Source organism: Psychrobacter sp. CX10 (assembly GCF_057621575.2).
The window spans coordinates 2,376,073-2,397,749 of sequence record NZ_CM177736.1 but is presented as its reverse complement, the minus strand read 5'-3'; the positions used below and the strand labels follow the sequence as shown (position 1 = coordinate 2,397,749).

Sequence of the window (21,677 nt, the reverse complement as noted above, 5' to 3'; positions counted from 1 at the left end):
TAAGTAGTTCATGGTTAGTAAGTAGTTCATGAGGTTAGTCGTCCATCATGTCAATACATATATATCGTTTAATACCATTTTATGCACTTGATAAATAGGCTAAGGCGGCGTCATGCTGAGTAAATTTAAGAAGCTTATGCAATTTTTGCATTTTGGACAACTTATGCAATTTACGCAACAGCTGGGACATAATTTAGATAAAGCAGTGCTAGATAAACGGCAAATCAAATTCTCCACATTGGAATCAGAGCCTTCGCAGTGTTATGAATCCAGTGTGGCAGCTAACTTACCTAAACTATCTGAAACACCCAAACTCTCTGAAAGATCTAAGCGATATGAAGCTCCTAATAGAATCAATGTAATGAAAAATTCAGTGTTACCAAGGCTCAAACGGCCACAACGAAGCCGATCATTAACGGATGCAGAAATAGAGATGGTAACTTCTGTGTTCGGCGATCAATTAGATGTCAGCAACGTACGTCTAAAAACAGCATGGTGGGTACTTAAAGGCTATGCAGTCAGCCCAAATGGTAATATATATTTTAATGAGCAAGATTGGATCGAGGACTTTGCTAAAGTATCGCTGAGCAAGCAAGGCTGGTTAATACATGAGCTGACCCACGTTTGGCAATTGCAGCAAGGCATTAAAGTCGTACGAGGCGCCCTGTTCGACAGGCGGTATCGCTATAAGCTTAAGCATGGTAAGTCTTTTTTTAAGTATGGGATAGAGCAGCAAGCACGTATGGTGCAAGATTATTTTATTCGGCGTGAAATGGGAAAAAACTGTGAACCTTGGCAGGCGTGTATCCCTTTTTTGCAACAACAAAGACAATAGACTACCGTAGATGATGCACAAATCTGACGGCACAATTAAAAACATTTAAACCATGATTTACTGATACAGTTTTAAACATTGTTAGGTTTTAAACATTGTTAGGTTTTAAACGTTGTTATAGTACAAAATAAAAGAACAATTACCACTTAAAGGGCATCACTTATGCAGGGTAGACAAAATAATAACAATACAATGAATACCAAAGAGTCTTCAAACAGCGATCAAAATATTAACCTATCGCAATCAAAGCTATCGCAATCAAAGCTATTGCAATCAGAGCTGTCTCAGTTAATGCCGCCATCACTTAAACCAGAAATTTTATATTTTAAAAACAATATTAATAGTATGAAGTCATTTAAAGGTTTGATAATAGGGTTAAGCTTAGGGCTACTCGCTCTCTCAAGCTGCAATTCTGACCCGCAACCTGAAACAGACACGACGACTAAAATAGACGCCCAAAGCGAACCTAACATAACCGTTGATCCTAAAACTGCGGCAACTATCGAAAAATTCGAGCCCGATTTCATAAACAAAATGACGAACCTACAAGAGAGTCAACAAGCAGAGTATGAAGCGCTACAAGCTGCTGATGCGCCAGCCACGAATACGGCAACCTCTAATGCCGCTACGAGTGAAAGTGGCACAAGCGCCGATAATACGGGTGCGGATAATGCTATAGATAATAGACTAGCCAATGAAGGAGCAAGTAACAGTGAAGCAAGAGAAGGTATAAGGGAAGTGGAAAGAGAGGGTGCAAGTAATGCCCCTAAACTTGAAGCTCTTGAAGAAGTTACCTTACAAGATTTGCCACTAGCAACCAATCGCGTTATTCATGAACCTGTAATGTTGACCACAAGTGAGATGCGTAATCGTTATAATACGGCGCTTCAATCTTTGTACTTACCTGATGATGTTGAGCTACCAGCACAAGCCGTGGATACCTTACTTAATATTGCGACATTAACCCCAGGTGTGTTCTCTGATTCTGAATTAGCATACCGTTTGGCCAAAAAAACTCCGGCGTTAGCCCGACTACTCAAGCAGTACCAAATGTGGCAACGGATACAAATCGAACAATCTAATGAGCTTGAAGCTATTAAGCAAGAACTTGTCATTGCCCAAGAAAAGCAGTCTGAAGAGTTTGGTTCTTTAGCTGAGGAATTTGAGGCTAAAATCAAAGATTATGACATACAGATTGAGAAGTATGAAAAAATGCTTGAAAAGATAGATATCACTAATTAAGCACATGCCTTAGATAGCTTGCGTCCCTATATAAGTTTTATACTTATCGAACATAAAACAAAGCCCTCCATGTGGAGGGCTTTGATTAAATAATAGATTAATTAAGCGAATTTATCACATTACAACTTATCGATAAGCTATTAACGATTTTTAAGCTCAACAAAGTCACGTTTTTTCTCACCAGTATATAACTGACGCGGGCGACCTATCTTATACGGTGCACGGTTCATTTCGATCAAGTGACTAATCCAGCCTGAGGTACGTGCCAAGGCAAAGATAACCGTAAACATAGATGTTGGAATACCAATTGCTTTAAGAATGATGCCTGAATAGAAGTCAACGTTTGGATACAAATTACGTTTAACAAAGTACTCATCTTCAAGCGCTATTTTTTCAAGCTTCATAGCAAGTTCAAGTTTAGGATCACTAATACCTAGAGCACCTAAAACCTCATCACAAGTCTCTTTCATTACTTTAGCGCGCGGATCAAAGTTTTTATAAACACGGTGTCCAAAGCCCATTAGCTTCACTTCTTTGCGTTTTACTTTTTCCATGAATTCTTCGACATTTTCAACCGTGTCGATTTCATCTAGCATCTGTAAAACTGCTTCATTAGCGCCGCCGTGTGAAGGGCCCCAAAGCGCTACGATACCAGCAGCGATACAAGCATAAGGATTAGCACCAGTAGAGGCTGTTAAACGCACGGTAGACGTTGACGCATTTTGTTCATGATCAGCATGCAAGGTAAAAATCTTGTCCATAGCTTTTGCTAAAATAGGATCAACTTTATAGTCTGCATCGGATGCGTCGCCAAACATCATATATAAGAAGTTTTCAGCATAACTAAAGTCTTCACGTGGCTCGACAAAGCTTTCACCTTGAGAGTATCTATAACACATAGCAGCAAGCGTTGGGACTTTGGCGATAAGACGGGTTGCCGTCACATCTTGTACGTCTTCTTCTGAAATATCAAGACCATCGTGGTATTGAGCAGCTAATGCACCCATCACACTGATCATCATAGCCATAGGATGCGCATCGCTACCAAAACCGTCATAGATTTTGCGGATTTTTGCATCAACTTTATGATTTGCTTTGATATTTTTATAAAATTCAGTCTTTTGCTCTGCAGTTGGTAGCTCGCCATTTAATAAGGCGTAGCATACTTCCAAATACTCTGCATTATCAGCCAATTGTGCGATAGGGTAACCACGATGTAGAAGCTCGCCCTCTTCACCATTGATAAAAGTAATTTGAGATTCCACAGGCGCAGTAACTTTAAAGCCTGGATCATAAGTCCAATAACCTGCTTGCTGGAATGCTGCCACATCAATTACTGAATGACCCAAAGTTCCATGTTGAATCGGTAGCTCATATTCCTTTTCATCTACCTTTAAATATGCAGTATTGTTAGCCATAAAATCCTCTTAATTGTTGGTATAACTCTTAGTTGTTGGAATAAATCGGTAATTTTGATAAATAAGACGTCTTTGTGAATAAACATACTCTATAAAACATCTAATCTGTGCATACAAGAACCAAACATTTAAGTTTATTATTTATCGCAATTATTATTTATATCAATTAAAAATCTATAACCGATGTTAAAAAAGAATCGGTCATCAGTAAACACTATATAAGTAAAGCCTTACATTGGTAAAAATTATAAACGGTAAATACTATCATGTGTTGCACAGTTGAATATAAATAAATTCGCTAATATATTTTTTGCTAAAATTTGTAGATCAATTTATAACATCGAGATTGAACACGCGTATTTATAATTGCTTTTGACTACACGTTAATTACGGTTAGTCTTTGAAACCAGTAGTATTGATACAAGTAACAATGATGTAAATAGTTATGATGCAATTCATATAGCTATTAATAACAAGTTAAGTAGCTATGAATATTAACGAATATTTACGAGTACTATCAAATAGAAGCGGCGATTAAAATAACAGTATAAATGAATATCATACGAGAGAGATATGAAGGCATTAATAAAATCTATACTAAATTAACCTTCACTCATAGAACCCAAAACAGTGGACTTGCTTTAAGCCTAAATCTTAATCACTACTATAGATCACAAGTATATTACCAGTTAATGCATAGAATTGAAAAAACTTTCTATAGTTAATACGTCAATTTAGAGACTTAGAAAGTTGTATTGATAAATAATTGTACCTATTGAAGTAGCAACAAAATCAATAGTAGTTTTTGCACTCAGTTATTAAATTGCTTAATTGCATGAACCGTGATGATAAAAATTTGTGTATACATTGCATCTTTAAAGTCTTTATTAGGTATTTTATTTGTAATTAATAAAAACAAACCCTATAATTATAAAGTTATAGATGCTGACTAGTTCTATTACCAAAACTTTAATAGCTGGAATTAAATAGCTGTATTAACAAATCGTTAATTTGAAAAAATCGAAATGTTATTATGATCTCATACTTTTTTCAAATATTAATATAATTCTTAACTGGTTTAAGAGAACGATGCTTATGTTAAAGGTTTTTTTAAGTTATAGAATTTTTGAGTTATAGAAATAGTCGCCAACGCGTTTCAAGTTTTCATTATTTTTAAGCTAACATTAAGCTTTCTACAATTTAATTTCCTGCAATTAAGGTGTACCGCAATATGGATATCTATTATTGTATTGGCACTTAATGTATTGGCACTTATTGTATTGGCACTTATTGTATTGCAACATTGCTAAGATATTTATTCTTAAGGATTTAATATCTGGTACTAGGACATTCATACTTGGATATTAATAGTAGGATATTAATAATAGGATATCAGTAATAGATACCTAAATAGTAGAAACCTTAAAAACTGCAACCTTAAAATTTGAATGAAAAACTTGACGATACTTAAGAGTTTAATCGATAGCGTCAGCCCTAGCATCAAATCTGAATACTCTATAGCTAGTTCGATAACTGGTATATTCAAATAACTGGTATAATAAATACTATAGAGCACTGTAAGCTTTACAGTTTGGCTAATCTGAATTTAGCCAGTTAGCTACTCCTTAACTTATCCGTCTCATGAACGTTTGAACAATAACTTGTACAGTAAAGCATGAGTGCAAGTATTGTCGTTAGCATGAGTGACAACCGCAAAAGGACGCCCGCTGTGAAAAGCAACCGACCGATAAATCTGCCCCTTAGCCAAGTGATTAGCGTAAATAGCTCACCTACGGCAAGAGCTTCTATTATGCACCGAATTTCGGGAATTATTTTATTTATTCTTATTCCTGTTCTATTGTGGTTATTGCAGACCTCTTTATATTCACCCCATCATTTTGCTGCTATTTTTGACAATATTGCGTTACGATTTATTGTTTGGATCTTTGTTGCAGCAACTGCTTACCATTTTGTTATGGGTATAAAGCATTTATTAGCTGATATGGGTTTTAACGAAGAGCTTAAGTCTGGTAGAACAGCTTCAATAGTGTGTTTTGTAATTGCCGCTATATTGATAGTGCTATCATTTATATGGGTGATGTTGTAATGAAAAATGATTCTGGAACTAAAAGCGCGACAGGTCTAACTGGCACAGGGACACGTGATTGGATGATGCAGCGAATCAGTGCTGTCATTCTAGCGGTATATACTGTGGTACTGGTTGGCTTCTTTTTATTAAATGGCGCTGTTGGCTATGAGCAATGGGTAGGCTTTATCATGAGCATGCCTATGCGTATATTTAGTTTGTTGGCAATTGTTGCTTTGGCAGCACACGCTTGGGTCGGTATGTGGACGGTGATTACTGATTATGTCAAAACCACAGGACTGCGCATCGTACTACAGACGGCTATGATTATCGCAATTGTAGTTTACCTATTTTGGGGCATTATGATTTTTTGGGGTCGTGGTATCGGTATTATGTAATGACTTAAATGTCATTTGATAACTGACTTATTAAAAGTGATAGGTTAAATAGATAGCTTGAATAGAATAAATAGTTTGAATAAATAGATGAACTAAATGATATTTTAAAAAGACCTTTCTATTGACTAACGTATGATTAACGAACGTATGTTTCACAATCTATCTTACTTAAAGTCATAAGATACCTACCCAAAGTGCTTATATAAGCCAACTGGTAATGAAAGCTGTATTTAACACTGATTTATACTATTAACCTAGTTTGTTTTTATTAATCTTGTTTGTTCTTATTAACTCAGGCTATTAGCAGAGTAGTAATTATAAATATACGGCTAATAAAATCTAATATACAGTGATTTTATATATGCATCGCCAGCTAAAATAACGAATAACGTATTCATTAGGAAAACGTAATGGCAACTAGACAAGACAACACAATTAGTAATATCAAAACTCTAAATTACGACTCAGTTATCGTAGGTGGTGGCGGTTCTGGTATGCGCGCTGCACTCCAGCTTGCAGAAGGCGGTATGAAAGTCGCTGTAATAACCAAAGTATTCCCAACACGTTCTCACACCGTTGCAGCTCAAGGTGGTATTGGAGCAAGCCTGGGTAATATGAGTGATGATAACTGGCACTTTCACTTTTACGATACCGTTAAAGGGTCTGACTGGTTAGGTGATCAAGACGCAATCGAATATATGTGCCGTGAAGCACCCAAGGTTGTATACGAGCTAGAGCATATGGGTATGCCATTTGATAGAAACCCAGATGGGACTATCTATCAGCGTCCTTTTGGGGGTCACACCTCAAATTACGGTGAAAAAGCAGTTCAACGTGCTTGTGCTGCCGCTGACCGTACTGGGCACGCTTTGCTTCATACGCTATATCAAAAAAATCTTGAAAAAGGTACTGAGTTCTTTGTTGAGTGGATTGCACTAGATCTTATTAAAGATGAAGATGGTAATATCAATGGTGTGGTGGCAACTGAACAAGAAACAGGAACAGTCGCTGTATTCCAAGCCACAAATACAGTACTAGCTACTGGTGGCGCTGGCCGTATCTTCTCAGCTTCAACTAACGCTTACATCAATACAGGTGATGGCTTAGGCATGGCAGTACGTGCAGGTATTCCTCTGCAAGATATGGAATTCTGGCAATTCCACCCTACCGGTGTATTTGGCGCTGGTGTTTTATTAACGGAAGGTTGCCGCGGTGAAGGCGCTATCTTACGTAACAAAGATGGTGAAGCCTTTATGGAGCGTTATGCTCCTACTGTAAAAGACTTAGCACCTCGTGATTTGGTATCACGCTCAATGGACCAAGAGATTAAAGAAGGTCGTGGCTGTGGGCCAAATGCTGATCACATCGTAATGGACATGACCCATTTAGGTGTTGATACTATTATGAAGCGTTTGCCGTCTGTATTTGAGATTGGTAAAAACTTTGCTAACGTCGACATCACAAAAGAGCCAATTCCAGTAATTCCAACCATTCACTATATGATGGGCGGTATTCCAACTACTATCCACGGTCAAGTCATCGTACCTGATCTTGATGGTGAGGTGGATGAAGAAGGGTTATACGTTGATAGTAAGATCGTAAAAGGTCTTTATGCAATTGGTGAGTGTGCGTGCGTGAGTGTGCATGGGGCAAATCGATTGGGTACGAACTCATTACTTGATTTGGTTGTCTTTGGGCGCGCTGCAGGTAAGCATATTATAGATAGCTTTAGTGAAACAGATCACAGCTACCATCCTATGGACCCTCGCGTTTTAGACTTTACTGTGGGGCGTTTAAATAAGCTACAGCAATCAACATCAGGTCATAATGCTCAAGACGTTGCTGATGAGATACGCGCGCTTATGCAAAAGCATGCCAGTGTTTTCCGTACGCAAGAGCTTATGGATGAAGGCGTTGAAAAACTTTTAGCTCTACAAGAGAAGGTTGATAACATTTACTTAGCTGACAAATCGCAAGTGTTTAATACCGCACGTATTGAAGCATTAGAAGTTGCTAACTTGTATGAAGTTGCTAAAGCGACAATGTTATCTGCTGCAAACCGTCATGAGTGCCGCGGTGCTCACACCGTACTTGATTATGATCGCCCAGAAGATGACGCTATCGCTCCAAATGGTCGTAACGATCACGAGTGGATGAAGCATACGCTATGGTATTCAGAAACTAACAAAATCATTTATAAACCGGTTCGTAAAGTACCATTAACGGTTGATTACGTTGAGCCAAAAGTTCGCGTTTACTAATTTTCATTTCTAAATAGTGTACGTTTGAAGAGTGTACGTTTAAAGATAGCCGTTTTAAGATTAAAGGGTTGCTACCCAGTAAGTAAGCATTGCAATATATATTGATGTTAATTTTTATTTAATTTAAATTTGTAAAGCTGTTTTAATAGGACTCGCTTTAATGCGTTTGTTAAAACAGCTCTACACCGTGTGGAGTTAGCACTATGAGCCGAGGTACTCGCACCATTGAGTTGTACCGCTACGACCCTGATAAGGACGCAGCCCCTTACATGCAAACTTATACGATTGAGCTTTTAGAGTCAGATCGTATGTTGCTAGATGTTTTATTACGTTTGAAAAAACAAGATGAGACGATCACATTCAGACGCTCTTGCCGTGAAGGCATTTGCGGTTCAGATGGCATGAACATTAATGGTAAGAATGGATTGGCATGTTTGATAAATATGAACACATTGCCAGAAAAGATTATCATTCGACCATTACCAGGTTTGCCTGTGGTACGTGATCTAGTTGTCGATATGAATCAGTTTTATGAGCAATATGAAAAAGTGCATCCATACTTACTCAATGATCAGCCTGCACCACCTACTGAGCGTCTACAGTCCCCTGAGGATCGTGAAAAGCTAAATGGGCTTTACGAGTGTATTTTATGTGCTTGTTGTTCAACCAGCTGCCCATCGTTCTGGTGGAATCCTGATAAGTTCTTAGGACCTTCTGCATTACTCAATGCGTATCGCTTTGTAGCCGATAGCCGAGATACTGATACTCAAGCGCGTTTAGCGCGTATGGATGATCCATATAGTCTATTCCGTTGCCGTGGTATCATGAACTGTGTTGCTGTATGTCCAAAAGGTCTTAACCCGACTCGTGCCATTGGTCACTTACGCAATTTGCTTCTTGAGCAAGCGGGCTAAGTCGCAGTAATTTTTTATACAAATGGCTACATAAGATATTGATAATTTAATAAAATTAGATTTAAGCGATATTTTATTGAGCTACTGTCTAAGCCTACGGTATTAGTATTTTAACTAGTTATTAAATTACGTGAATACCACAGACCTCTATTTGTTGATAGAGGTCTTTTTTTGTTAAAATGACATTTAAATAATAACCGCAATTTATAATATGAATGCTCACTATTAAACAAACTAACACAGAATTTTATGGTTCCATGTTACTCTGTTTGAGTGAGCAAGTGTGTTCCGGAATTAAACACAATTTTTTATTAATATCGTTAACTTTACCGTGTTAGCCAATTTAATTTTAAGTCTGAACTTATAAGTCATATGGCACGTTTAATGCATACTTATTAGACGATACTTATAACAACAGTAAGTTTTTATATTAAGCATAAACATTTAAAGTGATAATACGTGAAATTAATTTGTTTAAATTAACCTGCTCGAAGCAGTGGCTATAAAAGCTAAGTTTATAAAAGCTGGTTATAATAAAACTGCGGTTTAAACTAAGTAAGGTTAAAGTTTATATAAAGTTAACGTTTAGTGCTTAATAGCGGTATACATTCTATTCATATGCGCTCGACTAAATATAAAAAGTAAATTGAGAAAATAAATAGCAACTCTATACAATTAAAACTATCCATAGCAACTGATAATCTCGTTTTGATTTAATTGACTCTAATTAATTGAACTTAAATATAAATAAGAAATGACTATGAATACTATGACTAATAATGATGCTTTGAATGCAGCCAATACAACAGAACTTGCAGGCGATAATGCAAGCTATATTGAGTCATTATATGAACAATATCTTCAAAATCCTGATAGTGTGGATTCAGATTGGCAAGCTTATTTTAAAGAATATGAAACCGCCAATGATGCTTTACATCACAAAATTCAGGATCAGTTTTTATTATTAGCCCGCAATCAAACAGCGAATAAAGGCGTAGCAAGTCCAGCTAGTGATAGCGCTGCTTCAGATGCCAATTGTCTCGACCCACGACATATGGGAGTACAGAAACTTATTTCTGCCTATCGTCGCCGTGGTCACCGCCGCGCTAAGCTAGATCCACTACAGCTGCATCCTCGTGCACCTATTGAAGACTTAACTCTTGAGTATCACGGGCTATCAGAGGATGATTTAAATACGGTATTCTCTACCAGTGATTTTAATATGGGTAAATCCGAAGCCCCACTTAGAGAAATCATCGAAACGCTAAATAGAGTGTATTGTCGTCATATCGGCCTTGAATATATGCATGTAACAACCAGTACTGAAAAGCGCTGGTTTGAAGAATACATGGAAAGCGATCTTGGCTATATAAAGTTTGACGATGAAAAAAGAAAGATGATTCTTGAGCGTCTAACCGCTGCAGAAGGTCTTGAGAAATATTTAGCACGTAAATATACAGGGGTTAAGCGTTTCGGTTTGGAAGGGGGTGAAAGCTTCATTCCGGCTGTCCATGAAATCATCCAACGTGCTGGTGGTTACGGTACTAAAGAGATGGTAATTGGCATGGCTCACCGGGGTCGCCTAAACTTACTCGTGAATATTTTAGGTAAAAATCCAGCCGACCTGTTTGATGAGTTTGATGGTAAGGTAATACCTGAAAAAGGGTCTGGTGATGTTAAATATCATAATGGTTACTCATCAAATGTAATGACGCCAGGCGGAGAAGCACATTTAGCATTAGCTTTTAACCCATCGCATCTTGAAATTGTATCTCCAGTATTAGAAGGATCAGTTCGTGCCCGCCAAGTACGCCGTAATGATACCGATGGTAATTTGGTATTACCCTTAGTGGTACATGGTGATGCAGCAATAGCTGCACAGGGTGTGGTTCAAGAAACTTTCCAGATGTCGCAAACACGAGCATACACAACTGGTGGTACGGTGCATTTAGTCATTAACAACCAAGTTGGCTTCACGACCAGCCGTCAAGAAGATGCTCGCTCTACCGAATATTGTACTGATATTGCCAAAATGGTTCATGCGCCTATCATTCACGTTAATGGCGATGATCCAGAAGCGGTGGTGTTTGCAGCACAAATGGCACTCGACTATCGCCATAAGTTCCATAAAGACATCGTCATTGACTTATTCTGTTATCGCCGTAATGGTCATAACGAAGCCGATGAACCTTCAGCGACGCAGCCTTTAATGTATGCTGTTATTAAGAAGCTGCCTACGACACGCACTCAGTATGCCCAAAAGCTTCTTAATGAAGGCGTTATTTCAGAAGGCTATGATAAAACCCTTGAAAATGATTATCGTGAAGCGTTGGATGATGGTGAGTATGTAGCAAACTCATTGGTTCGAGATCCAAACGAAAAGTTATATATTGACTGGAGTCCATATCTAGGTCATGACTTAGAAGATGATTGGGATACTAGCGTCGATATCGAAAAGCTTAAAGAATATGGACGTAAAATGGCGCAAATGCCAGAGGGATTTACCTTACAGCGTCAAGTTAAAAAAGTGGTTGAACAGCGTTTGGCAATGCAAACAGGCGAAGAGCCTTTAAACTGGGGTGCTGCTGAAACCTTAGCGTATGCCTCATTGGTCGACGAGAACGTACTGGTTCGTATTACAGGTGAAGATGTTGGCCGTGGTACCTTCTCGCATCGCCATTCTGAGATCTATAATGTTACTAATGGTGAGATGTATGTGCCGCTAGCACACATTGATGAGAACCAAGCCCGCTACGCAATTTATAACTCATTATTATCAGAAGAAGCCGTATTGGCATTCGAGTATGGCTATGCGACAACCGTACCTAACGCATTGATTGTATGGGAGGCTCAATTTGGTGACTTCGTAAATGGCGCACAGGTTGTTATTGACCAATTTATCTCTAGTGGTGAGACTAAATGGCAACGTGTATGTGGATTGACCATGCTACTTCCTCATGGTTTTGAAGGTCAAGGCCCTGAGCATTCGTCTGCGCGATTAGAGCGCTTTTTGCAGCTTTGTGCTGAAGACAATATGCAAGTAATCACACCAACTACGCCCGCGCAAATATTCCACGTATTACGCCGTCAAGCAATCCGTCCTAGCCGAGTACCGTTAGTGGTCATGTCGCCTAAGAGTCTATTGCGTCATAAGCTTGCAACCTCAGAGCTTGAAGAATTGGCAAACGGCAAGTTTGAAACCGTATTGCCAGAGTTTGATCAATTAGATAATGACAAAGTCACTCGTGTTGTACTGTGTGGCGGTAAGGTCTATTACGATCTACTTGAGCAGCGCCGCGCACTTGAGCTTAATCATGTGGCTATTGTTCGTATTGAGCAGCTCTATCCTCTACCTGAACAAAGAATGGTAGAAGAGATCCAAAAATACGCTAATCTTAAAGAGATCGTTTGGTGTCAAGAAGAGCCGTTAAACCAAGGTGCTTGGTATTACCTAGCACCGCATATGTTCCGTATCTTTGGTCCACGTGAAGATGAACCTCGGGTAACGAAGGCGCATGTTGTTGATCCTGTTGCACGTCCTGCATCTGCGGCACCTGCTACAGGCTTACCTGCTATCCATCAGCGTCAACAACGAGAGCTGATTGCTAAAGGTCTTGGTGTTGAAGTTGATCAATTAACCTAATAGGTTTATGGAAATCTTTAGAATATGCATACTAACTAAGACAGACTTTGTTGAATTAAAATTCATATAGAAGAAACTTTTTTAAACCATACAACTTATTATGTAATGAATAAAATACGTTAATAAAATAATGTTGTTTATTAAAAATATAATAAATAGTTTATAACTCAAATTTTTTACCTAATACTTAATATTAAAAATAGGAGCAGTTCCCATGGCAGAGATTAAAGCGCCCGTATTCCCAGAATCAGTTGCTGATGGTACGATTGTCGAATGGCATTATAGCGAAGGCGATCAAGTTAATCGCGACGATATCCTAGCCGAAATTGAAACAGATAAAGTTGTGCTAGAAGTAGTCGCCCCAGATGATGGTGTGTTATCAAAAATTTTTAAACAAGTAGACGATACTGTCCTTTCTGATGAGGTTATCGGTGAGTTTGAAGCAGGAGCTTCAGGTAACTCAGGGGATGATTCATCAAATGAAGATGCTAATGACAAAGAAAGTACTTCTGAGCAAAGCACTTCTAAAGAAGAGCAATCAGCTGAAGGCGGTGAGCCCAAAAAAGCCCCAGTTGAAGAAAAAGACCATAAAGATCAAAGCCCAGCGGTACGTAAAGCAGCTAAAGAATCTGGTGTTGATCCAAGTAATGTTGAAGGCTCGGGCCGTGGTGGACGTGTTACCAAACAAGACATGGCAAATCCTAACTTAAAAGCGGACAGCTCTATCAAGTCTGATAGTGGACGCCCAGTGGCTGAATCTGTAGGCGAGCGTACTGAAAAACGTGTTCCGATGACGCGTCTGCGTAAGACCGTTGCTAATCGTTTGTTATCGGCAACACAAGAAACTGCCATGTTAACTACCTTTAATGAAGTTAATATGAAGCCGTTAATGGATCTACGATCTCAGTATAAAGATCAGTTTGAGAAGCGTCATGGCACACGTTTGGGCTTTATGTCTCTATTCATTAAAGCGGCAACAGAAGCACTTAAACGCTTCCCAGCAGTTAATGCTTCAATCGATGGAGATGATATTGTTTATCACGGTTACTATGATGTCGGTGTTGCAGTATCTTCAGATCGTGGCCTGGTAGTACCGGTACTACGCGATACAGACCGTATGAGCATGGCAGATATAGAGAGTGGTATACGCGAATATGCTGGTAAAGCCCGTGATGGTAAGCTGTCGCTGCAAGAAATGACAGGCGGTACGTTCACTATTACTAATGGCGGCGTCTTTGGTTCATTGATGTCTACGCCTATTTTGAATCCACCACAAACCGCTATTTTAGGTATGCATGCCATCAATGATCGCCCTATGGCAGTGGATGGTGAGGTGAAGATTCTACCTATGATGTACCTTGCATTGTCTTACGACCATCGAATGATTGATGGTAAAGACGCGGTTCAGTTCTTAGTAACTATTAAAGAGCTGGTAGAAGACCCAGCTAGACTACTCCTAGATCTTTAATTAAATAGGCTTGCGTCAGAGTAAATTTGACGCAAGCTTTTTAGTTTAGCTTTAGGTTTAGTGTTTTAGGATTAGTATTAAAGTTAATCAAGATTAAATATAGCGTATCGTGCTTAATAATAAGTTTGAATATATAGCACATTGAACCCTATTACTTTAATCCATTCATATAAATAATTATAAATATAATAGCTTTTAACATTCATCTATTAAAAGACAGGATATATTATGAAAGACAATTATGATTTAGTGGTCATCGGTGGTGGTCCTGGCGGTTATGAAGCCGCTATCCGCGCAGGTCAATTAGGTATGAGCGTGGCTTGTATCGAGAAACGAGTTTATAAAGGTGAGCCTGCACTTGGCGGTACTTGCTTAAACGTTGGTTGTATACCTTCTAAAGCATTGTTAGATTCGTCTCATCGTTACGAAGCTACCAGACATGAGCTTGAAGAACATGGTATCACTACTGGCGATGTTGAAATAGATGTGCCAAAAATGATTGAACGTAAAGAAAGCGTTGTAAAACAACTTACTGGCGGCGTTGCCATGCTATTAAAAGGTAATGGCGTTGAATGGTTACAAGGCTGGGGTACTCTAATCGACGGTAAAGGCGACGATAAAAAAATTAAGTTTACCGCTTTAGAAGATGAATCAGAGTCTACCATTACAGCAAAAAATGTTATCTTAGCATCAGGCTCTGTGCCTATCGATATTCCTGTGGCTCCAGTCAACAACGAAGAAGGTATTATCGTTGATTCAACAGGTGCTTTAGATTTCACTGAAACGCCTAAGCGTTTAGGTGTCATCGGTGCTGGCGTTATCGGTCTAGAGTTAGGTTCAGTATGGCGTCGTTTAGGTGCTGAGGTTGTCATCTATGAAGCACTTCCTGAATTTTTAGCAGCTGCTGATAATGACATCGCTAAAGAGGCGAGTAAGCTATTAAAGAAACAAGGATTAGATATCCGTGTCGATACGAAAGTAACCAATGCAGAAGTCAAAGATGGTGAAGTTGTCGTCACTAGTGAAAAAGGTGGCGAGTCATCTGATGAAACCTTTGATAAGCTTATTGTCTGTGTAGGACGCCGTGCGTATTCTGAAAAACTACTTGGTGAGGATAGCGGAGTACAGTTAACAGAACGTGGATTAGTCGATGTAGACAAACAGTGTAAAACTAATTTGGATGGTGTGTACGCTATTGGTGATCTAGTGCGTGGTCCTATGCTTGCGCATAAAGCTATGGAAGAGGGCATGATGGCTGTTGAGCGTATTCATGGCGAGAAAGCACAAGTAAATTACGACACAATTATCAATGTCATTTATACGCACCCTGAAATTGCATGGGTGGGTTTAACCGAGCAAGAAGCCAAGGAAGAAGGCTACGACGTTAAGACAGGTTCATTCAACTTAGCAGCCAATGGACGCGCATTGGCACAAAGTGAAGGCCAAGGTTCAATTAAAGTCGTCGCTGATGCTAAAACGGATCGTTTACTGGGTATGCATGCCATTAGCGCAGGCGCAGGCGATATCGTTCACCAAGGCATGATAGCCATGGAGTTTGTGTCAAGCGTAGAAGACTTGCAGCTGATGACTTTTGCTCACCCAACGATTAGTGAAGCTGTACATGAAGCAGCTTTATCAGCTGATGGGCGTGCTATTCATGCTATACAACGTAAAAAACGTAACAAGAAATAAGCTAAAACTAAATAAGCTAAAACTAAATAAGCTTAACTATAGCTATATAGGATCTTGTTTAAATAACAGCTGGTGTTTGGTTAACTAAGAGTAATAGGTATACCAAACACCGGTCTTATAACTTGAAATAAAAAAAACTAAAGGATAACTTTATGAATTTACACGAGTATCAAGCAAAATTATTGCTGGAGAGCTATGGACTGCCTATTCAAAAAGGTATTATTGCGTATAGCGGTGATGAAGCTGCTCAAGCGTTCGATAAGACGCCGACCGATGTAGCGGTAATTAAAGCACAGGTTCATGCTGGTGGCCGCGGTAAAGCTGGTGGTGTAAAGCTTGCGAAAACACGTGAAGAGGCCAAAGAAATAGCAGATGCTCTAATCGGAACGAATCTCGTTACTTACCAAACAGACAGTGAAGGTCAGCCAGTAAACTTTGTATTAGTGGCAGAAGATATGTATCCGGTACAAAATGAATTGTATCTTGGCGCTGTTGTAGACCGCTCTACACGCCGTGTTACGTTTATGGCATCTACAGAAGGTGGTGTTGAGATTGAAAAAGTTGCAGAAGAAACACCAGATAAGATATTTAGCATTACCGTAGATCCTTTAGTTGGATTAATGCCTTTCCAAGCACGTGAAGTGGGTTTCAAGCTTGGTCTTGAAGGCAAACAAATCAATCAGTTCGTAAAATTGATGACAGGTGCTTATCAAGCCTTTATCGAAAATGATTTTGAAATGATCGAAATCAACCCATTGGCTATTAGAGAAAATGGTGAACTTGCTTGCGTTGATGGCAAGATTGGGGTGGATTCAAATGCACTATTTCGTCAGCCAAAAATCGCTGAGTTACATGATCCCTCACAGGAAAATGAGCGTGAGCTAAAAGCTGCTGAATTTGACCTAAACTATGTTGCTCTAGAGGGTAATATTGGTTGTATGGTAAATGGTGCTGGTCTTGCGATGGCAACTATGGACATCATCAAACTATATGGTGGTAAACCTGCAAACTTCCTAGACGTTGGTGGCGGCGCAACTAAAGAGCGCGTTGTTGAAGCGTTCAAAATCATACTAGAAGATGATAGCGTTAAAGGGGTTCTAATCAATATCTTTGGTGGTATTGTACGTTGTGACATGATTGCCGAAGCCATTATTGCTGCGGTAAAGGAGGTGAATGTAACGGTACCTGTCGTGGTTCGCTTAGAAGGTAATAATGCTGAATTGGGTGCAAAACTATTAGATGAGTCTGATGTTGAAGTTATTTCTGCCCAGGGTTTGGCTGGTGCTGCACAAAAAATCGTTGATGCAGTTACTGCTTAATCATATTTATAGTATTTAATTTTAATAACCTTATAAGTAAATAACCTAATAAAATAGGTAACCAAAATTCGGAGTAAATAATGAGTGTATTAATCGATAAAGATACCAAAGTATTGGTACAAGGATTTACCGGTAAAAATGGTACGTTCCATTCTGAACAAGCCATTGAATATGGTACCAAAGTGGTTGGCGGTGTCACCCCTGGTAAAGGTGGTCAAACACATTTAGGTCTGCCTGTATTTAACACCATGGCAGAAGCTATGGAAGCGACTAACGCTGACGCGTCTGTAATTTATGTTCCTGCCCCTTTTGTTCTTGATTCTATTATCGAAGCTGTCGATGCTGGTATTAAGCTAATTGTTGTGATCACCGAAGGTGTACCGACATTAGATATGCTTAAAGCGAAGCGTTATATTGAACAAGCGGGTGATGTCAAAATGGTAGGTCCAAACTGCCCTGGCGTGATTACACCAGGCGAGTGTAAAATTGGAATCATGCCAGGACATATCCATATGCCAGGTAAAGTAGGCGTCATTTCACGCTCTGGTACATTGACGTATGAAGCGGTGGCTCAAACCACTAAGCTTGGCTTTGGTCAGTCTACCTGTATCGGTATTGGTGGTGATCCTATCCCAGGTATGAACCAAATCGATTGCTTAAAAATGTTCCAAGATGATCCACAAACCGAGGCAATTGTACTTATTGGTGAGATTGGTGGTACCGCAGAAGAAGAAGCTGCCGCTTATATCAAAGACCATGTTACTAAGCCAGTTATTGGTTATATTGCTGGTGTGACTGCACCTAAAGGCAAACGTATGGGCCATGCAGGCGCAATTATCTCTGGTGGTAAAGGTACTGCTGAAGAGAAATTTAAAGCGTTTGACGATGCTGGCGTTGCGTATACCCGTGACCCTGCTAAAATCGGTGAAAAAGTTAAAGAAGTAACAGGATGGTAAATTACCAAGAGCGCTTAATCAAACGCTGGTTAAAAAACCTGCCAGCACGCGCTCAAAATTTGTATATTTAATACACTAGTGTCATTTGGTATTTAGTATGATAAAGAGCATCCTACGGGGTGCTCTTTTTTTATGACTTATATTAGGGACAGACCTTAGTATTAGTTGCTACAATAAGTCTATTAACTGGCATATCACACTTACTAAAACAAGAAACATACGATTATGAATAATACCCAAGTTACCCACGCTGTTATACCTGTTGCAGGATTTGGAACCCGCATGTTACCGCTGTCTAAGTCAGTACCAAAAGAGCTATTACCTCTTGGTAATCGACCTGCTATTCATTACGTCATCGAAGAGGCTATCGCTGCGGGGATCAAAAACATCGTGTTAATAGGGCATGCTCAAAAAAGCGCCATAGAAAACTATCTTGACCTTAATGCAGAGCTTGATACTCAGCTCAGACAAAAAGGTAAAGATGATCTTGCAGATAGCTTGAACTGGTTACCAGAAGATGTTTCTGTCTCTATGATACGTCAAGGTAAAGCGCTGGGTCTGGGTCATGCTGTGCTTAAAGCTAAGCCTATTGTTGGTGATCATCCGTTTGCTGTCTTATTACCAGATGTGGTGATTGACCCTTTTACGACCAATATGGAAAAAGATAACTTGGCGTATATGATGCAAGCGTTTAAAACCTCTCAACACTCGCAGATCTTAGTGAGTCAGGTAGCTGATGCTGATGTGCATAAATATGGTATCGCCAAACTTAAAGAATCGGAACAATTGTCTGATGTAGCAGGTGATAAGAACCACCATTTTGCAGTTGATGGCTTTGTTGAAAAGCCTTCGTTTGAGGATGCCCCTTCTAATCTTGCTGTGGTTGGTAGATACGTATTTACTGCAGATATTTTTGAATATTTGGCCAAAACCAAACCTTCGGTCGGTGGAGAGATTCAGCTTACAGATGCTATTGACGCATTAATCAGTACTCAAGGCGTTGATGTGACCACCATGCTTGGAGATAGCTTTGATGCAGGCAATATGACCAGTTATATGCAGGCATTTATTTATTTTGCGCAGCACATTCTGGATCAGTCCTAAGTAAAAACGTAGAGTCAAGTAAGCATATAAAGACAAGTAAGAGCGTAAAGACAAATTAGAACGCTAAGATAAGTAAGTACAATGAGTGCTTATTTTATAATCATCGCATCGCCATCATAAGTATGCAGGTTATGCATCAGATCTGTTAATAGGTTACAACCATGTCACTCGCTTCATATCATAAAGAGATAACGTCAGATACGACCTTGCCGAATCAATTACCAGCGTGGAAGCAATTAGAGCAGCTAGCACAAAGACGCTGGTCGCTAACGCAGCTGTTTGCCAATGACAAAAATCGCGCGCAGCAGTTTGGCTGCGATACCCAAGGTATTTATTTTGATTATTCTAAGCAGTGTATGGACAGTGAGGTTAAGAGGGCACTTATTGACTTGGCATCAGCGTGTGGTCTGCCGCAGCGAATTTCAGCATTATTTAATGGGGATAAGGTCAATACCAGTGAGAATCGTGCGGCGCTACATATGGCATTACGATTTCCCAAAGATGCCACGCTTTTTGTAGATGGTCAAGATATGGTTAGCGAAGTTCATGCCAGTTTGACCAAAGCGGCAAATCTAGTTGAGCGCATACGTAGCGGCGTGTGGCGTGGCTACTCTGGTAAGGCCATAACGGATGTTGTTAATATAGGGGTGGGTGGTTCAGATTTAGGACCGCTAATGGCAAATGCCGCTTTAGACGAATGGGCAGATAGCGACATACGCGTTCATTTTGTATCGAACATGGATGGTACACAGTTAGGCAGCTTACTTGAACATCTTAATCCTGAAACGACATTATTTATTATCTCGTCTAAATCATTTGGTACCGTCGATACGTTATCAAATGCACAAACAGCTAGGGTTTGGTTGTCCATGACTGGTGCCAGTCAATCCACTCTATTACGGCGCCATTTTATAGGTATTTCTGCTAATCCTGATAAGGTGAGCGAGTGGGGTATTGTTGAACAACACCAACTAAAGCTATGGGACTGGGTAGGGGGCAGGTTCTCAATGTGGTCTTCTATTGGACTGGCAGTTGCTATCCGTATCGGCATGCCAAGATTTTATGAGATGCTGGCGGGTGCTCACGAGATGGACACCCATTTTCAAACCGCTGATTTTGAGAGTAATTTACCGGTATTATTAGGACTTATAGGTGTTTGGAATAGTAGCTTTTTAAATATAAATGCGCATACCGTTTTACCCTATGATGGAAGGCTAAAATACTTACCAAGCTATTTAACCCAGCTTGAGATGGAGAGTAATGGTAAGTCGGTTACCCACACCGGCCAGCCTGTTGCTTATGCAACCTCACCTATCCTATGGGGCGAGATTGGATCAAATGCGCAGCATGCCTTTTATCAGCTACTACACCAAGGCACTCAAAGAGTCTCTTGTGATTTTATCGCGTGCGTCAATTATTACGAAGATGCAGGTGCCAATGAGCTCAAACATCAGCATGCGCTGTCTCTAGCGAATTGTTTGGCTCAAAGCCGAGTATTGGCGTTTGGTAATGATGCCTTAGCGTCTAAGCCGAATGAACCTAAATTAGACATCGATAAATTCAAACGTTATCGAGGCAACCAGCCCTCGACAACAATTTTACTGGATGAGCTAACGCCCAAAAGCTTTGGCGCACTCATAGCGCTATACGAACATAAAGTGTATGTGATGGCCAGTCTATGGGATATTAATCCATTTGACCAATGGGGGGTTGAAATGGGTAAGAAAGTTGCTGATGAAGTATTTAAATATATATCGTTAAATAGTTCATCTTACGCTCATAATACGGATAGCACATCTGAAACAAAGGATAACGTCGAATCTGTGCCTTCTGAAATTAATATATTAGATGGTTCTACTCAAGCATTAATCAATCATATCAATAAGGTATAGTCTAACCACTTTTAAGATTAATGAATTTGATTGAATGACTTGATTTGATGATTTGATGATTTGATATAAGGGCTAGGTTGATTGACTGAGTTGATCGGCTCAATTGATCGGCTCAGTTGATTGATTAGGTTAAATGACTATACAAACAATACTGACTCCCAATCAAAATAATAGTTGTCACGAAATCAATAACTATTCTAAGGTCTTACACAGTGCTGTAAGGCCTTTTTTTGATATTCTTATTCTGCCTTTACTTTTTCTAACTCTTAATCTAGCCATAAAAGCAGCTGACTTTTTATTTAAGCCGCTGGCTACGCTGATGATAGATAGTACATAGCTTACACGCCAAAATGATGCATTTTATCGCCGCTTAAATCATGCTTGATTTAAGCTTTCTTTTGGCAAGTAGACGTTTTGTGAACGCTGGGTAAGCTTGATAGCTCAGGCAA

The 21,677-nt window shown here is 39.5% G+C and carries 14 protein-coding genes; 13 read left to right on the top strand and 1 reads right to left on the bottom strand.

Going from position 1 to position 21,677, the window contains the following annotated elements:
- Positions 1 to 361: 361 nt before the first annotated feature.
- Positions 362 to 835, top strand: a complete 474-nt coding sequence (locus AC21OH_RS09630) for a type IV secretion protein Rhs (RefSeq protein ID WP_487370047.1) — start codon at positions 362 to 364, stop codon at positions 833 to 835.
- Between the two features lie 162 nt (positions 836 to 997).
- The gene (locus AC21OH_RS09625) at positions 998 to 2,077 is read left to right on the top strand and encodes a hypothetical protein (protein WP_487369977.1); all 1,080 of its coding nucleotides are present in this window, start codon (positions 998 to 1,000) and stop codon (positions 2,075 to 2,077) included.
- A gap of 140 nt (positions 2,078 to 2,217) precedes the next feature.
- Here the strand turns inward: AC21OH_RS09625 and AC21OH_RS09620 are convergent, their stop codons facing one another.
- Complete coding sequence (locus tag AC21OH_RS09620) at positions 2,218 to 3,495, bottom strand: citrate synthase (protein WP_487369976.1); 1,278 nt, start codon at positions 3,493 to 3,495, stop codon at positions 2,218 to 2,220.
- Positions 3,496 to 5,170: 1,675 nt separating this feature from the next.
- Between AC21OH_RS09620 and sdhC the strand changes: the two genes are divergently transcribed.
- The 11 genes from sdhC (at position 5,171) to pgi (ending at position 21,228) form a co-directional block, all read left to right on the top strand.
- The gene (sdhC, locus tag AC21OH_RS09615; RefSeq protein ID WP_487369975.1) at positions 5,171 to 5,602 is read left to right on the top strand and encodes a succinate dehydrogenase, cytochrome b556 subunit; all 432 of its coding nucleotides are present in this window, start codon (positions 5,171 to 5,173) and stop codon (positions 5,600 to 5,602) included.
- Positions 5,602 to 5,979, top strand: a complete 378-nt coding sequence (sdhD, locus tag AC21OH_RS09610; protein ID WP_486535999.1) for a succinate dehydrogenase, hydrophobic membrane anchor protein — start codon at positions 5,602 to 5,604, stop codon at positions 5,977 to 5,979. The genes sdhC and sdhD overlap by 1 nt, the downstream gene beginning before the upstream one ends.
- A 410-nt stretch (positions 5,980 to 6,389) precedes the next feature.
- A complete protein-coding gene (gene sdhA, locus AC21OH_RS09605) occupies positions 6,390 to 8,240 on the top strand; it encodes a succinate dehydrogenase flavoprotein subunit (protein WP_487369974.1) in 1,851 nt (616 codons plus the stop codon).
- Positions 8,241 to 8,443: 203 nt separating this feature from the next.
- On the top strand, positions 8,444 to 9,154 hold the full coding sequence (locus tag AC21OH_RS09600) for a succinate dehydrogenase iron-sulfur subunit (protein WP_487369972.1): 711 nt from the start codon (positions 8,444 to 8,446) through the stop codon (positions 9,152 to 9,154).
- Positions 9,155 to 9,914: 760 nt separating this feature from the next.
- Complete coding sequence (locus tag AC21OH_RS09595; RefSeq protein ID WP_487369971.1) at positions 9,915 to 12,797, top strand: 2-oxoglutarate dehydrogenase E1 component; 2,883 nt, start codon at positions 9,915 to 9,917, stop codon at positions 12,795 to 12,797.
- A 214-nt stretch (positions 12,798 to 13,011) separates the two neighbouring features.
- On the top strand, positions 13,012 to 14,265 hold the full coding sequence (gene odhB / locus AC21OH_RS09590; RefSeq protein WP_487369970.1) for a 2-oxoglutarate dehydrogenase complex dihydrolipoyllysine-residue succinyltransferase: 1,254 nt from the start codon (positions 13,012 to 13,014) through the stop codon (positions 14,263 to 14,265).
- Between the two features lie 228 nt (positions 14,266 to 14,493).
- Entirely contained in the window at positions 14,494 to 15,957 is a 1,464-nt protein-coding gene (gene lpdA, locus AC21OH_RS09585) for a dihydrolipoyl dehydrogenase (RefSeq protein ID WP_487369969.1), read from the top strand.
- Between the two features lie 152 nt (positions 15,958 to 16,109).
- Complete coding sequence (gene sucC / locus AC21OH_RS09580; RefSeq protein ID WP_487369968.1) at positions 16,110 to 17,276, top strand: ADP-forming succinate--CoA ligase subunit beta; 1,167 nt, start codon at positions 16,110 to 16,112, stop codon at positions 17,274 to 17,276.
- 80 nt (positions 17,277 to 17,356) lie between these two features.
- Positions 17,357 to 18,232, top strand: a complete 876-nt coding sequence (gene sucD, locus AC21OH_RS09575; protein WP_486536006.1) for a succinate--CoA ligase subunit alpha — start codon at positions 17,357 to 17,359, stop codon at positions 18,230 to 18,232.
- A gap of 225 nt (positions 18,233 to 18,457) precedes the next feature.
- The gene (locus AC21OH_RS09570) at positions 18,458 to 19,336 is read left to right on the top strand and encodes a UTP--glucose-1-phosphate uridylyltransferase (RefSeq protein ID WP_487369967.1); all 879 of its coding nucleotides are present in this window, start codon (positions 18,458 to 18,460) and stop codon (positions 19,334 to 19,336) included.
- Positions 19,337 to 19,497: 161 nt separating this feature from the next.
- Positions 19,498 to 21,228 (top strand): glucose-6-phosphate isomerase, encoded by a 1,731-nt coding sequence (pgi, locus tag AC21OH_RS09565; protein WP_487369966.1) that lies wholly within the window; start codon positions 19,498 to 19,500, stop codon positions 21,226 to 21,228.
- The last annotated feature ends 449 nt before the right edge of the window (positions 21,229 to 21,677 follow it).